Annotated in this window: 12 protein-coding genes; 9 read left to right on the plus strand and 3 right to left on the minus strand. The window is 45.6% G+C overall.

From position 1 onward, the window contains the following. Positions 1-417 precede the first annotated feature (417 nt). The 9 genes from KS4_RS09445 to KS4_RS09485 all read left to right on the plus strand — a co-directional run bounded on the left by KS4_RS09445 (position 418) and on the right by KS4_RS09485 (position 13847). Positions 418-2157: a GspE/PulE family protein gene (locus tag KS4_RS09445; RefSeq protein WP_145077366.1), complete on the plus strand. Its 1740-nt coding sequence runs from the start codon at positions 418-420 to the stop codon at positions 2155-2157. A 90-nt stretch (positions 2158-2247) separates the two neighbouring features. Continuing rightward, entirely contained in the window at positions 2248-3546 is a 1299-nt protein-coding gene (locus KS4_RS09450; protein WP_145077368.1) for a type II secretion system F family protein, read from the plus strand. A gap of 110 nt (positions 3547-3656) precedes the next feature. Further along, positions 3657-4142 (plus strand): hypothetical protein, encoded by a 486-nt coding sequence (locus KS4_RS09455; protein WP_145077370.1) that lies wholly within the window; start codon positions 3657-3659, stop codon positions 4140-4142. 2 nt (positions 4143-4144) lie between these two features. Further along, the gene (locus KS4_RS09460; RefSeq protein ID WP_145077372.1) at positions 4145-4951 is read left to right on the plus strand and encodes a prepilin-type N-terminal cleavage/methylation domain-containing protein; all 807 of its coding nucleotides are present in this window, start codon (positions 4145-4147) and stop codon (positions 4949-4951) included. 38 nt (positions 4952-4989) lie between these two features. Further along, positions 4990-6114 carry a type II secretion system protein gene (locus tag KS4_RS09465; RefSeq protein ID WP_145077374.1) on the plus strand — a complete coding sequence of 375 codons (1125 nt, stop codon included), beginning with the start codon at positions 4990-4992 and terminating at the stop codon, positions 6112-6114. Then, positions 6111-7283: a prepilin-type N-terminal cleavage/methylation domain-containing protein gene (locus tag KS4_RS09470; protein ID WP_145077375.1), complete on the plus strand. Its 1173-nt coding sequence runs from the start codon at positions 6111-6113 to the stop codon at positions 7281-7283. The genes KS4_RS09465 and KS4_RS09470 overlap by 4 nt, the downstream gene beginning before the upstream one ends. 23 nt (positions 7284-7306) lie before the next feature. Further along, positions 7307-9163 carry a pilus assembly FimT family protein gene (locus tag KS4_RS09475; protein ID WP_145077378.1) on the plus strand — a complete coding sequence of 619 codons (1857 nt, stop codon included), beginning with the start codon at positions 7307-7309 and terminating at the stop codon, positions 9161-9163. Between the two features lie 78 nt (positions 9164-9241). Beyond that, complete coding sequence (locus tag KS4_RS09480) at positions 9242-13303, plus strand: hypothetical protein (RefSeq protein ID WP_145077380.1); 4062 nt, start codon at positions 9242-9244, stop codon at positions 13301-13303. Between the two features lie 112 nt (positions 13304-13415). Beyond that, positions 13416-13847, plus strand: coding sequence for an HIT family protein (locus tag KS4_RS09485; RefSeq protein ID WP_145077381.1), 432 nt, complete (start codon positions 13416-13418; stop codon positions 13845-13847). Here the strand turns inward: KS4_RS09485 and KS4_RS09490 are convergent. The 3 genes from KS4_RS09490 to fmt form a co-directional block, all read right to left on the minus strand. Further along, a complete protein-coding gene (locus KS4_RS09490) occupies positions 13844-14716 on the minus strand; it encodes a GNAT family N-acetyltransferase (RefSeq protein ID WP_145077383.1) in 873 nt (290 codons plus the stop codon). The genes KS4_RS09485 and KS4_RS09490 overlap by 4 nt on opposite strands. 16 nt (positions 14717-14732) lie before the next feature. Next, positions 14733-15611 (minus strand): GNAT family N-acetyltransferase, encoded by an 879-nt coding sequence (locus KS4_RS09495; protein WP_145077385.1) that lies wholly within the window; start codon positions 15609-15611, stop codon positions 14733-14735. A 106-nt stretch (positions 15612-15717) separates the two neighbouring features. After that, positions 15718-16674 carry a methionyl-tRNA formyltransferase gene (fmt, locus tag KS4_RS09500; RefSeq protein ID WP_145077387.1) on the minus strand — a complete coding sequence of 319 codons (957 nt, stop codon included), beginning with the start codon at positions 16672-16674 and terminating at the stop codon, positions 15718-15720. Positions 16675-16703: the final 29 nt, after the last annotated feature.

The following is a 16703-nucleotide window of genomic DNA, read 5'->3' on the forward strand; positions in this document are numbered from 1 at the left end:
GGCGCTGCTGCTGAGAACCTCGTGAGGTTAGCCGAGAATTTGGGATGAAGCGTGATGAAATTAATCGAAGCTTCATCTATATAGGTTAGTCTGAATGATCTGAGCAGAGTCAGGATTTTGGGGCGTGAGGATTGAGGAAATGGCGTGTTTGGATTGGTCTTCAGCATGCCACGAAGCAAACTGAGATTGCCGCTGTTAAAAGTGGTGATTGAACGCAAGATATCGAAGGGCTTGAGATGCTCTTTATATAGATGGGGCGGTTGGGAGAAAGCTGGGTGACGGCTGGATCAGGAGGGGAGAAAAGGGGAAAAGGTTGAGCGTGTGTGGTTGATCGTGCACGGTAGTCGGTTTAGCGGCCGACATTGACATTCCAAACCCGGTCTTGCGAGGGCGAGACCACGCTGAACTGGAGTATTCATGAGCAGCGATCTGAACGAGCTGAAGGGACGCCGCATTGGGCGCATCTTAAATAAGATGGGCAAAGTGACGCGCGATCAGGTTCAGGAAGCATTGGCGCTTCAGAAGGAACAGAAGGGGTCATTACCTCTTGGTCAGCTTCTGATTGATTTGGGCTATGTGGCGCAGGATGATGTAAATCTGGCGTTGGCGGCCCAATCGGGTATGGAGATCATCGATCTGGATGATTTCGACATCACAGAGGATGTTGCGCATGTGATCCCGGCAGAGACGGCGGAAGCGTACCAGATCATCCCCACTTCTTACGAAAAAGACACGAACACCATCAGTATTGCAATCAAATCGGCGGATAATTTCCGTGCGATTGACGATTTGCAGTTGTTGATGGGTTTTAATGTTAATGCGGCGGTTGCTCCGGCGGAGCAGATCGATAAACGGCTGAAAGCGTTTTACGGCGAAGACGAGGAATCGTTGGCATCGCTGATTACAGATCTGGCGGCAGATGAAGATCTGGAGATGCTTGAGGATCGCGGTCAGTCGATCGACCTGGATGAGTTGTTGCAGGCGGCGGATGACAACAAGGTGAAACGATTGTTGAACCTTGTTTTGATGCAAGCGATTAAGGATAAGGCGTCAGACATTCACTTTGAGCCGTTCGAAGATGAATTCAAGATGCGTTATCGAATTGATGGTGTGTTGTATGAGATGATTCCACCACCACGTCATCTTGCGATGCCGATTGTTTCACGTATCAAGGTTATGGCGAAGCTGAATATTGCTGAGAGGCGAGTTCCGCAGGACGGCCGTATTGAATTGATGGTGAACGGTGAACCGGTCGACTTACGTGTAGCTGTGTTGCCGACGATGTTTGGTGAGTCGGTTGTTATGCGTGTGCTTGACCGCGGCAACGTTTCGCTGGACTTGGATAAGGTTGGAATGCGATCGGATGACTTGGATTCGTTCCGTCAGCTGATCCGCAAGCCGAATGGTATTGTGATCGTGACCGGGCCGACAGGTTCTGGTAAGACGACGACGCTTTACTCGGCGTTGCAAGAACTCAATGAAATTACTGAAAAAGTTTTGACGGTTGAAGACCCGGTCGAGTATGACATCGATGGGTTGTGCCAAGTGCAGGTGAATAGTGAAGTCGGCTTGACGTTTGCGTCGGCATTGCGTTCATTCTTGCGTCAAGACCCTGACATCATTCTTGTTGGTGAAACGCGTGACCTTGAAACGGCTCAGATTGCGGTGCAAGCATCATTGACGGGCCACTTGGTGTTTACGACGTTGCACACGAATGATGCACCTTCGTCGATTGCACGTTTGCTTGACCTTGGTTTGGAGCCGTTCTTGCTGACGGCAACGATCGAGGGGATTGCGGCACAGCGATTGATTAGAAAGGTGTGCCCGAGGTGTAAAGAAGAATACACGCCGAGCGAAGAAGAATTGATGCGTTTACAGTTGACGCATGAAGATCTTGGCGGCCGCAAGTTGTTCCGTGGTTTGGGTTGTGATTACTGCAACTCGTCAGGGTACAAAGGCCGGATGGGTCTGTTTGAAATTATGGTTTTGGATGATGGGCTTCGTGAGCTGATTATTCAGAATGCATCGACACAGGTTTTAGCGGCAGCATGTCGTAAGCGTGGAATGAGAACGCTGCGTCAGGCAGGTTTGCTGGCTTTGTACGACGGTCTGACGAGTGTAGACGAAGTCGTACGTGAAACCGTGTTAGAAATGTAGATTGTTTTGGAACTAACGAGCGCTTAGGCGTTTTAGACAATAAGAGATTGATCACTAAGCATTTTTTGCTCTGTATACAAGGATACGATCATGCCAACGTACCAGTACGAAGCGTTAAACGACGCGGGCAAGCCTCATAAGGGCACCATTTCCGCTGCGAACAGCGAGGAAGCGATCGCACGTATCCGTAGCCAGGGATATTTCCCGACTTCGGTACGTGAACAGAAAGTGAAGAAGAAAGGCGGCGGCGGTGCTGCGGCTTCAGGCAAAGCAGTTACAGCGAGTGCTCCAAAAAAGAAGGGGCAGACGTTTGCGATTGGTGGTGTGAGTGGCAAACTGCTGACACTGTTTACACGCCAATTGTCGACGCTACAGGACGCTGGTTTGCCGATTTTGCGTTCATGCGCGATTCTTGAACAACAGGCTAAACCGGGGCCATTGAAAAATGCGTTGATTGATGTTCACGAAGACATTTCTTCGGGTTCATCATTGTCGGACGCGATGGCAAAGCACCCCAAAGCGTTTGATACTTTGTACTGCAAGATGATCAGTGCGGGTGAGGTCGGCGGTGTGCTTGACCTGATCTTGCAACGTTTGGCTGAATTCCTTGAAAAGGCTGCTAGGCTGAAACGTCAGATCATTGGTGCGATGATTTATCCTGCAGCGGTTATCTCTGTTGCAGCACTGATCGTGCTTGGGATCATGGTGTTTATCGTGCCTAAGTTCGAAGATATTTTCGAAGACTTTGACACGGATATGCCTGCTTTGACGGTTTTCCTGATCGACTTCTCGAAGTGGATTGGTGGGCGTCATCCGGTGTACTCGAACTTTGCAGGTGAAGGATTGCTTTATCTGTTAATTTCGCCAATTGTCATCTTCTTCGCATTTAAGCTTTTCCGCAAAAGCTCGATTGGCAAGTATATCTCTGACTGGGTTGCATTGCGGTTGCCTGTTATGGGCCAACTTGTCAAGAAAACAACGATTGCTCGTTTTACACGTACATTAGGTACGTTGATCAATGCGGGTGTTCCAATTCTTGATGCGATCAACATTACACGCGATACAACTGGTAACCAGATTTACGCAAATGCGTTGGATGCTATTCATGACTCTGTTCGTCAGGGTGAATCGTTTGCTGAGCCACTACGTGTTTCGAAAGTGTGTGACACTCTCGTGATCAACATGATTGATGTCGGTGAAGAAACAGGTGACCTCGATAAGATGCTTCTTAAGATCGCAGACAACTACGATGAGGAAGTTGACGTAGCGGTTGCATCGCTGGTCTCACTACTTGAACCAATCATGGTTGTGTTGCTCGGTGGTATCGTTGGTTTCATCGTGCTGGCATTGTTCCTGCCGATGATCAAGTTGATGCAAGCGGTGATGTAAATTGTGTTCCGTACGGATCGTCAATCTAACTCACTCATAGGGTTAAATCTATGCAGCGAAGTGACAGACACGAGCCGAATAAGGGAGGGGCCGCGAGAGTACATCGAAGTATGGGCTTATCGCTGGCGGAAACTTTATTTACGGCTGTTGTACTCGCTATCGTTTTAGGCATTTTGGTATTCATTAGCCAAAACGTCAGGAAACGAGGTGAGATTGAAGAAACAGAATATCGTCTGTCGGCATTAAATAGTGCATTAAAGGTTTTTTACGAAAAGCCGAATGCCATGTTACCCGCAGATACCTCGAATGTTTTGATTCAACTGCTTGATGAGCCGAGCTCAGCAAAACTATTGAAGGACATTCCCATTAACGTTGTATCTGAAGGGGACACTGGCAGACAGCGAGTTGAGATCCTTGATGGTTTTGACAACCCAATTCGATACATCACGCCGGAACAGCGTGGAAATGAGATAGGGGATTTTGTTTCGGCTGGTGCGGATCGGATGTTTGGAGATTCGACGAATCAGACACAGCATGGCTCGAAACAAAGCGTCGACAATATGTTCGGTTCTGAAACAGAGACGAAGATGGAATAACCATGATACGAAACATTAATAACATAAAGCGAAACGCTGGCTTCTCATTGATGGAGCTGCTGGTTGTGGTTGGGATTGTGGGTGTGATTATGGGTATCGCATTTACCGGGTATATTGGCATGCTGAATCAAGCTTCTTCGTCACAGATGAAGAACACGATGGGCGCGTTAAATGCGGTTGCTGCGAAGTATGAGCTTAAAACCAAAAAGCCTATTGATACATTTGCGGGAATGGGACGCAGAGCGTCTTGGTGGGATAGAACCGCCGATGCTTCAGTCAAAATCAGGAAGAATGTGGTGAAATTGCCTGAACATCCCAAAAATCATGAAGATTTTTTACGAGGCAATTTAACTCCTGAAGAAAAAATTGAAAACGCATCTCAAAATACAGAATATTTTGACAATAATGCAAAATGTGAACTTGCTAATTTATTAAGCGAGCGATTTGTTTGGCAAGTTTTACGTATGCCAGAAACTAAAGACATGGTCAATAATGCAGCAAAGCATTTTTTAGTAGATATTGATGTTGATGAAGAAACCGGTGATGGTTTTCTGGAAATCCGAGATCCTTGGAACCAATGTGTTCTCTATGTATTTGAACCTCATCAGCGAAATACAGAAGGCATCAATTTATATTGGCTTCCTAATCGATCTAATCCATATTTTGCGTCAGCTGGCCCTGATGGATACTGGGGCATTGACCCTAATTCTCCAGCTTTTGAATCTCTTAGCGGTGATGAAAAATTACTTGCCCGCAAGCTTTCATCGGACAACATTTATAGTTTCGAGCTAGATAAGGCGGCGAATTAATCATGTATAAATCATTATCAGATAACGGGATGATTCCCATGCCTGATCAAGAATATAAGCATCATCTTGCTGCGTTTACGTTAACTGAACTGATTGTTGTTGTTGGTATCATTTCATTGATTATTGGATTGACGTTTCCAATGATGCGGATGATGACTCGATCAAGCAGTTCGCAAATGGGTGTAAACACAGTCTCTATAGCGATACAAGCGACACAATCATATTCATTTAAAGATGATAACGTTCCTTTCTTAAAGTCTGACTTGTATCCCAATCCTGGTGTACAACCGTCTGCTCGTGCTGCTGATTCTTTTTCAGAAAATGGTAGCTTCTCCGGGTATGCTGCAATGTTTACGCCCACCGGACGCATTGTCTTTATGGCCAACGATCTTGGTGCTGCAACGACAGAGACTTTGTCAGCTAGAACGGCTGCAGGTGAGCCGTTTGTCCTAAGCTTAGAATTGCGTGGCCCAGGGATTGGTACCAATACTCTTGAGAGAAGAACCTACAGTCATGTTGGCCCTACTTCCGTTGATAAATACGAGATGAGAAGATTGAATGGGTTCAAATCAATTAGTGGCAATACAAACAATTCATTAGATCCATTAGAGCTCCCCAAAGACACTGGTGTCTGCGGAATACTCATGCCTATAAGTAATCAAAAGCCGGTGTTAATTCCACCACCGTTTGTAGTTTGGTATGACAAAGGAACACTCTTTATTACATTGCCATATTCTGCAAGTGGTAATGGGCCAACGGATTATTCCTACGTTTATATTAATGAGGGGACACCGATCAATGCAGATAGTTACAAATACTACGAACTCGATCGTGCGCGGCCAGCAGGTTACAACCCATACTTGTTTGATCAGAATGATGAGTTATTTGACTCCACAAGATTAAACCCAGCAACCGAAAGACCCTATTTACCTTTTGAGAAGGTAGAAGCTGTGATCGGTGTGTTCACATATTCTAAAACCGATTTCCGTGAAGCTACCTCGGAGGGTAGCGAGCAGTATGATGCGGGATTAAGGGATTGGGGGCAAGGAAATCCATTAAATTCTGCTGATAATAATTTGCGGTGGGAATGGATGAAGAAAAACGGACGCATGATTATGTTCAGTAAACAGTCAGGCAACTCACTTCGGAGTGAAGCCCAATGAAAAACGATCAAAGCAAAATCTGGCGTCGTTTGATGCATGACAATCGCGGCTTTACGCTAATGGAAGTTTTGATAGCACTTGGCATCTTTTCAATGGGGATGATGGCTGTGGCTATGATTTTTCCTGCGGCAATCTCAATTCAGCGTGATACTGTCGAGACTACAGATGGACGACGTATTGCACAAAGCGCTCAGGTGATCATGCAGAGTTACGCACGATCCGCTGGCTTGCCTACAACCCCACCATCAGAGATCAAAGGCTTTTTTACATTTAATTATGATACCAAAGCGTTGACAGATCCTGCGAAAACAGAAAATGATCCGTATCAGGGAACGCTCGGTAAATGGCTTATCACCAATGATGAGGGTGATGCAGCAGAAAAAGCAAGTGCAAAGCGTAATGAAGATTTCAACACAAACTATATAGGCAGCAGTGTTCGACCGATGACTGGCGTGCTGCAAACAGCGTCGGTCATGTCGCATGAAGATGTCGAGGATCAACCATTCGCGCCGCTTCAGCATCCATTAGGTGAGCGTATGGGTGTTGTTGAGATGACCAGAGATCAGTGGTTTTCATTTTCACCAACAACGCCAACAGATCAGGTTCTATTTACACCAGAAACGATGACGTATCCTAGTAGCACAGCCGAACCTTGGGCTCGTGATTATATTTGGTACCCATTCCTATCTCATGTTGGGGAAAATGGCTGGCGAGTGTTTATCATCGTCGCGAAAAACACATACAGTCCTGATGAAGAATATTTCCCTGTACCCCTGAAACTTGATGTAATTATTGATCAGCCAAATGATGATTTTTATACCGTCATGAATACTGGCGACAATCAGCTACTCGATTCATCACCCATTTCCGGAAATGGCACAACAGCGAATGATAATGATGGTGATGGTGCCTCCGATCTGATTCACATTGGTGACCAAATTTTAGATAGCCTAGGCAATACGCATACTGTGATTGATGTTCAAGGTGATCGTATTTATACCGATTATATGGTCACGATCAAGCAGCAAATGCTTTGTTTTTACTTTATTGCGAGACTTGATAACACAAGTGGATCTAAGAGTGCTGGAGAGCGTTTGATACGTGAAGTCCGCTCTCCACTAGTTGGTATCTACACATACCCTCTGTTCCCAGCTAAGCCTATTAATTAATAACCAATCCAAAGAATGACGCTATGAAAACGAATCAGAAAAAACAGTATGGTTTTACGTTGACTGAGTTGTTGGTTGTGATTGGTATCGTAAGTATTGCGATGGTAGCCATAAACCAGCTTTTCCAAGAGGTCACTGCCACAGTTCGCCGTACGACACAGACTGGCGAAATCATCCAGAAGGCGAGATCAATTGCAGACCGTGTGAATGCAGACTTTACAATTAAAGATATTGCGAACGATCCTGCCAGTGCGACGACATCTGATTGGGATAGTCGAATGGTTGGGCCAATGGGAGTTGATAGTGTTATCGAGACAAGTGGGGATCCGGGCGAACCGGGTGGTTTTATCGTAGTGATTCAGCATGCGGTCAATGCTTGGGAAACAGTTGAAGACCAAGACAACGACGATTTATCGGCACCAAGTCTGATTAAGCGAATTCGATCTGACCAAATTTTATACTTTGTTCAATCAAACCAAAATGACTATACACCCTACCCTGCATTAGCTCCCTCGATGCCAAATACATATAGCGGCGATCAATCGAATGCCGAAAAAGCGACATATGCAAGAGTTTGGATGGGGCATACGATGAAGCTTCCAGTAGAGGGGCTTACGGGTATTACTGCAGCACGATACCCTCTGCTTAATCTTGGCGTTCCTTCCGTATTACCAGATGGCACAACTCGTGAAAATAACCCAAATGAATTTGCATCACAATGGATGTTAGGACGGCATGTGATGCTTCTTACAGGACTGGATTTGGATAATCCGTCGCCAACTGGAGGTGCCCCCAACGAATATCCATTTAAGCCGCATGGCTTTGCATCATTCCGTCAAGGTGGTGGGCCATCATGGGATCAATTAGATCCTGATGATAATTCCTCAGGTATTGAGGTTGGCGCAAATTCACTCATCAAAATGGTTACGAATCAAAGCCCTGAGGCCAGTGCAACAGATGTCTCATACAAAGTTTTTATGGGGCTGACAGATATTGCAGCTGTTGAACTGGAAGATATTACAGGGAAGCGAGACAAGAGCCCCAGCATTACATTCTCGTATCTCTCGGATAAGGGAAGCGAACTACCAGATAATGGGGATTACAAGCGGCGCGTTCTTGGCCTTGAAAATCAGGGTGAATCCGTCATATTTAACAAAGTACGTATGTTCACCTCTGTACAACCTACAGATACAGATATGGGGACTTACGATGTCGCTGCAACGCATACTGGTTTTGCAAATAACGTCAGTGACTTCATTGTTGAATTTGCAGGGGATTTGTACAGCGTCAGATCGCCAGCCGGTTCGAACTTTTTTACCTATGTAGAAGCAAGAGCCGATGGCGCAGCTCCTACAGATGCAGCAAAGAACACCTTACCACCAACGAATATGGAACCAGATGGGCGATTAGACATTGATGCCAATGGCCGCATCATGTGGTATGCAGCTCCACAATTTGCGAACCATCCGCTTCTAAAGAATCTCTCAGCCACCTTGCCTGCATTTGATCCATCTAGTCCGATCGTATACCCAACGCCTCCGGCACAGGCGAATTTGGACGATGCAGAATCAACAGCAAGTTACCGACCTCTGGCTGAGCAAACAGGCTCGTTTGTATTGGGAGGTACTACAGATCTTGGCCCTTATGCAACAGCGGCGTTTGTCTGGGAAGATTATTACAACACGAAAGTTGATACTGCTTTTGATGACCCTGACGAGCGGGCGACGAAATGGCCTTGGCTTATCCGCATTCGGTACCGTTTGCATGATGAGCGTGGCCAATTTGATGGACGTACGGTTACAAATACAGTGACAGGTAAAGATGAACGTGAACGTGGCAAATGGTATGAAATCATCGTACCGGTCAATCACCAGCCGTAAGTCGATCTGTTCAGTGAGATGTGTGCGAGGGATTTGAAACGAGACATTACTTAGTGTGAGTAACACGAAATGAATAACATGACAACAACAAGCAAACAACATCGTCAACAGGGTTCTCTGCTCGTTCTGTGCGTAATCGTGCTTGTCATCATTGCTTTGCTTGGTTTAGCGACCCTGCAACAAGTCAAGATGGATTCATTTTCCGTCAAGCGACATAAGCGTGAATATGTTGAACAAGTTACCGATCAAATGATTGATCATCTGACTTACGTGATTGGCGAGAATGGTGAAGCTCAGATTCGTGATATGGCCGCTTACGCTGATTACCCCATGACCAATGACGATGCAAGCGATCGTGTCCCGGTGCGTGGAGAGTATGCTAACCGAACGGCAATCAATACTAACCCAATGCTTGTCCCGGCTAACGCTGTTTATCTCAACAGACAAGCTGAACAGCGGCCTGCTCCTCTCCTCTCGCTTACCTCTGGGCAAAGAGAAACCGCTAATAGTCGAGCTGCGAAAGGTGATCATTATTTAGCTTCCACGATGCCTGAAATCGGTTTTTATGGCAGCTCTGAACTTGATAACATCGACAGCAGCGATCATATCTGGCCGCACCTCACTAATATTACTGGTATCTGGCTTGACCTTCCGGTTTATAATCCAGATCCTTCACTTGCAGTTGAATACCGCAGACCGTTTGAGACCGCAATCGATTCTGATAATTACAGTGGCAGCCCATCTACATCAAGAGATAACCGTGATACAAATGTGGACATGGAGTATCTCTTAGATTCGCGAAGTGCGGACTTCATGCCCCGTGGCGCTGATACTGATGGTGATGGCATCCCTGATGCACGCTGGCAGTGGGTTCCTGAAGGCGTTAGAGATATTGGTGGGCGTAAGTATGTTATGGCGTTACGCATTGTTGACTTGAACTCACTTGTCAATGTGAATACGGGAACTATTTTGCCACTAACTAGCGGGAATGACTACGCAATCACAACGTCCAGCACCACAGCCAGTAACATCGATTACGGCTACTCTCCAAGCTCAGCTGTGCTGAATCGCCTGTTTTTATCCGCAGAAGAGGGGTTAGTAGCCACGCCCCATGTTTCAACCGATGTTAGTGTTCGTGAAAGCGAAGATGCAGCTGAAAGCCTGATGCTCCGCCGCTTTAGTTTTAAAGATGATGATTCCAAAATACAAACCAGCGCCAATATATCGAACGGTGACTTCATGGGTTATGAAAGCCGTGAAGATCTTTGGAAATCTCAAGCTTCAATGTATGGCAACATTGGTTTGAACTATAGCACTTTGTCAGAAATTGAATTGCGTCGCTATGGCGGTCTAAATGTTGATGAAACTGAAGCTGAAATTGAATCCAAAGAAGCGAATCCGCATGGCACAGCCGTAACAACGCCAACACTTGGCATGGCCAACATTCTACGTAACAATCCATACAGTTACGTCCTGCCTGAATCCAGCATCCGATACGTTCAGAATGTTGATTCATTTTCCAAATGGTTCACAGGCGTTGATTACCGTGAAGAAAGTATCGCATCTGGCATAACAGCAGGAAGCCGTACCGCACTTGACGACTCGTATGGGCTTCCAGGAATTCGCCATATGCTGACCACAGCGTCTGGGGCGTCAGTTGTTTCACGAGCACTCGGTAGCACGCCAGAAGCTCAAGGTACAGGGCCATCAGGCACTGTTACCGCTATAGGTTTAAACCGTCAATATAAACATGACCTCCGTGAAGAAACGCAAAGCTTTGCGGATATGGAAAATATCGCACATCGCGTGGCACAAGCTTTTAAGCACCCCATTACTGGCGCCGTATCAACTCCTAGCATGTGGTACCTTGGCGAATCCGATGAAGTAGCTCTTGATGATATCGCATCACAGTTTGCTCTAAATGTGTCAGACTATGCGGATGTCGATATCCAACCCGAAGTTTTGACAGCCGGCGCATTTATTTCGCCAAGTGGTGGATCTCCCGGTATACCCACTCAAACATATTATGGCATTGAGCGTTTACCTTACATTCGAGAAGTCTATCTACAGGCTCTTTATGCTGATACAACAGCACCAAACATGAAGTATCAAGATACTAATAGTAACGGTAAGCCTGATAGTAGTGAAGTATTTGATTCATTAGATCCAAGATTTACCGATCCTTCGTCCTTGGTATATTACGATCGTTGGCAAGTCCAAGCAGACTCTGTCAGCTTCGCGATCGAACTTGGCAACCCGTTCTCGCAGTTAATCGATGGCACGAATACCACAAGCGCGAGCGGCTCACTGAACGACGGTATTGAAGGCAATGTGCGGATTGTCGTTGAAGTAAATGGCGGTCCCGCTGGTGCGATGATCTTTGACCTTGATCCAGCAGATGTTGGAACTACCCATAATAACAACACGACTGGTACATTAGCCGCAAATTCGTTCTATATCAGGCCGCGAAATGACAATAACGCATCTGATTCGCTAATCCTGGTTTTTAACCAGAGTGGCGCTCTAGCTACTTTAGACGCCGATAACAATGGTGCAGATCTTGTCACCGACTTGAATCTTCCCATCAGCGGAGCAACTGAATCACGCATCATGGTGATGAATGGTACCGCGCAAGCGCACTTCCCTGATCTGCAGGCAACGACATTGGCAGCTCACAACAACATCACTGTGTCACTTGAAGTGCTTGAAGAAGGCACCACAGACCAGTGGATTGAGTACGACAAAATCACCACTAATATTGAACTCGACGCGACAGTTAATCGTCACGAAAGTAAATGGCTTGACCTTGCCGACACATTGGGACGCCGCTTCGCTCAGCTCACAGCTTCGCGCTATTCAGAAAAGGCGCATTTCTTCTGGGATAATGGCAACAACGTGTTGACATTCGAGAAAAGGCCCGACACTGCAGCGCTGCCTACACCAACAGTGCCTCCTGCGCCTACTGCCATAGACTGGTCTCTCTTCACCAATCCTACCTACACACAGTACGACACTGATGTTCCTGCAATGGAAAACCAAAGTATAGATCTATCACAAGATGTTAAAGCAGGTACAAGCATCCCATCATCAAATCCTCTTGATGATAATCAATTCCAGTTACACTGTGCCAATGATGAAATCCGTAGTATCACTGAACTGATGCTGATCCCTCAATTTGCAGGTATCCTCGGCGGAGCCGGTACTACACATACCCCAATATCTGAACGCGTGACACAAATCAATGAGGGGGAGCGTTTCATCGTTATTGATCCACAATTAAATGGCCGTTATCCGCCAAATCAAACATTCGTTGATATCAGCAATAGTGTTTATCCAGTCGCCGGCCTAGGCGTGCCTCATGCCGCGATCATCATGGACCAATTTACAGTAAACAGCCCTCTGAATGATGGCGTCGATAACGATGTTGATGGCACAACCGACGCCGCAGCAGACCCTGATGAAGTGTTCATCCCTGGGTTGATCAATATCAACACAATGCCGATGCATTTGCTAGCTCTATCGTCACCAATCCCAGAGGATTTGCGAGATATCGAATCGCTTTACAGATCTATTGTTGCGTATCGCGATGCTCCACTTTTCCAGAGATTTGATCGCACAGGCCATTTTTTCGACAATCCAACGCTTACTGGCTTGAGATACGATACGATTCGTAATGATATAGCGACCAGTGATTTCTCAATCAGTGGCAGGAGAGAAATCACGCCCGGTATTGCATCGTTAGGTGAATTGCTATATATCAATCCGAATCCAACGAATTCAGTACTTAATATGATGTTCTATGGTTATGACGGAAGCCAAGAAAATGGCACATCGGATCTTGATCTCAATCCATTCCCAATTAACCGTTCTGGTTCAACACAAACGACTGATAGTACTGAAGAGATACTGTATCGTTTCCAATACCTTGCGCAGCTATACACAATCCGCAGTGATAGGTTTGCGGTCTATGGTATCGTTAGAGGTTATGAGAATGATCAATTTAATCAATCACCTGCCGAAGAATTAAGATTCATTGCTATCCTTGACCGTAGTAACGTTTTCGATGCAACAACAACAGCGCTTGGATCACCGGCACCTTATCTGCCACCTCGCGTTCTTGAATATACCCGTATTGATTAATTCAAATGACTTCCGCTAATACAAACCCACTCAAGTGAGTGGGTTTTTTTATGCCATCTCACTGCGTATACTAGTTTCATAAGCTCAGATAATTGAGATATGGAGACAAGCGATGGCAAATATTCATGACGACAACTGCATCTTCTGCAAAATCATTGCGGGTGAAATCCCTTGCCATAAGATTTTTGAGGATGAGCATGTGTTAGCCTTTCTTGATATTGGCCCGATCGCGAAAGGTCATGCCTTAATCATTCCCAAATACCATGCGTCTGAAATCACAGAACTACCTTCTGATTTCAGCGCCGCTTGTGGTCGTGTACTGCCCAAAATTTCTACAGCTATTCAGACTGTAACAGAATGCCCCGCTTTTAATGTTCTTCAAAACAACGGCGCACTTTCAGGCCAAGCAGTCATGCATGTACACTTCCATATCATCCCTCGATACACCACCGAAACCGGGTTGAAATACAACTGGACACCCGGCCAATTATCTAGTGATTTTGCATTAGAATTGCGAGATAAAATCATCGCCAAACTTTCTTAACCAGCCTCAACTAGCCATGTCGCATAAGTATCACGCAAATGAATGTTTGGCTTGCCACCTTTATACATACGACCAAAACACCAAATTTTCTCCATCCCTAGCCGCTTGACTAAGGCAATCCCATCCAGATTGACCTCAGGCACATCAATAATAACTTTCTGGCCTTGCTCAATACTGGCTAACAGCCCATTGATCAAAATAGATGTATGCTCGGAACTCGTTGAGTAAATGGGTCCTATACGATATCCCTCTGTTGATGGACCTATAGAACCAAAACCTACAATCTCGCCATGTTCACGCACCACACAATGTTTTACGTGTGAACAGCCAAGCCATTGTTTGACGAATCTTACTCGTGGCTCAGGTAAATATGGTTTCAAAAACCGATTCAATTCGTCAACCTCATCTACACGAACTGATTCACAAGCAAAATCTTTTCGTTGTTTTTCAGTTATCAATTGATACCGTGCAATTGTACAATCGAACACATAACCATTCTGCTCATATTTTTTCACATTCTCCGGGACACCATCACATCCAAAAATTCTAGCCCCTCGTTGCCTAGCGTCATCAATTGCAATTTTTGCAAGATTTGTTCCAATGATCCCTCCTCGATACTCCGGCAAAACAATATACAAACCAATAAACGCATAAAACTTCTCATAAATTAATACGGATATGCTTGCAATAATGTGATCGCCTACCCTGCTAACCCAAAATCCTCTTGGATCAATCTCATAAACAGCATTCTCAATACCAACAAAAGGGTTCCATCTTTCTCCATCCGCCATCCGATACATTTGACGAACATCTTCCAATGTTGCTCGCTCAATACACACATCTTTGGCTGAAACCTCGCTACGATCCACAATGACCTCATACCAACTAGCCTATTTTTACCGAGAAAAGTCCGAACATTTCATTCATTCTTTCGGGTGGTGTCCCTCCCTTGTACATCCTAGCTAATTGCCCTTTGATATCACCACAACGACTGCGCATTAACCGCGAGCCAGCTTGATTATTTTCTGGCACATCGATCATTAACTGTGCACCGTTTCTTGCTTTACTACCCAAAGCCTCAAATATTTCTGAAGCAATCGTGATATCATGAGCGTAAAGTGGGCCAACACGATAACCTTCAGCCGCTTCACGGATAACGCCATAACCTTTGATTTCTCCGTGGATCTTGTCTGACCAGTAAACAGCTTCAACACCTGGAATTCCAAGCCAATTACGCGTAAAACCCTTTCTTGCCTCTACATCAAACATGTCATCATATGCACAAACATCATCAATCGATTCTTCTGTGACATCCCATACTTTAGCTGTTTGCCTTTCGCCACCATTGACATCATAGATAAATCGATCATGCATATAAGCAACATCGAATCCAGAAGATTGAAATCGTTCAACTTGAGGTAATGTTGCTTCCATAGCAATAACTTCGACTGAACTGACTTCTAATCGTCGCATAGCCTCTTGCCATATCGCATAGCCATATCCCATACCACGATATTTTGGGTGCACGATATACATTCCCATAAACGCATAGCGTTTCTGGTAAATGATTGCGGTCACACTACTGACTAATTCTTCCCCGATCTTACCGATCAGATACCCTTCAGGTGCAGCGTCGTATAAAACCCTTGCATCATTGATGCCTGGATTCCAACCCTCATGCTTTGCCCACAGGATAACCTGTTGAAATTCTTCAAAAGTCATATGATCAATATGAAAATTTTTATCCAACCGTTTTGTACGCATAACCACCTACTCATATCAAAACAGAATCGTGACATGAGTCTATATCGACTTACCGCGAAATCAACATCAGCATCACTGTTCAGCTAGACGTGAAACCCCCAATAATTCAAGCATCAAGCATCCTCAAGCGATCTCCTGCTCCCAATTTATGGCCTTTAGCGAACTCTTCTACGCTCATCAATTTCGTACCTGCTGCTTGCACTTCCAATAACTTGATGACTTCCCCTTGTCCGACCACGACAAACATATCTTCAAGAACCATCCCCACTTCAGCTCTTTCTTGCGCCCGCATCTCACAGTTATCTGTCACACGTCTTAGAAACAGAATCTGCGACTTACCCGTTTCCATACATTCCCACTGCACTCGACATCCAGGCCAAGGCGTCAACCCATGCACTCTACAACGCACCGCTTTTGCACTCAGATTCAAGTCAACCGTACCATCAGATTTCTTAAACTTAGGTGCTCGTGTAGCTTCCATGTGATCTTGTTCAAGTGGCTTCAAATCACCACTCTTCAAATCCTGTAGAACACGCAGTACCACATCAGGCCCAAGCTCCGACAAACGATCATGTAATTCCCCAGCAGTTTCTTCTCGATGAATCTCTAACGACTCAACCCCATAAACCTCCCCCGCATCCATTCGCTGAGCCAAACCAATCACACTAACCCCAGTTACATCCTCACCTTGAATCATCGCCCAGTTAATCGGAGCTGCACCGCGATACTTAGGCAAAAGCGATGAATGCAAATTAACAGCTAACTTACCTAGCTGCCCAATCAATTCTGGTGACAACTTCTGACCAAACGCAATCACAACACTAGCATCGACTTCGTATTCGCCAATTTTCGCAACAAACTCAGGTGTATTAACATCGTCGGATTTTAGAACCTCAATCCCTTGCTCTGTTGCCCATTTAGCAATCGCCGTTGGCGTCATCACACGCTTTCGACCCGCAGGCTTATCCGGCTGCGTCACAACCGCCACAATTTCATGTTCAGCATGCAATGCCTTCAGCGTCGGTAACCCAAACTCGCCTGCGCCCAGATACATCAACCTCATTGCTCAATCCGATCTTCTAATCTACTATT

It is taken from the genome of Poriferisphaera corsica (assembly GCF_007747445.1).
Lineage (GTDB): Bacteria > Planctomycetota > Phycisphaerae > Phycisphaerales > Phycisphaeraceae > Poriferisphaera > Poriferisphaera corsica.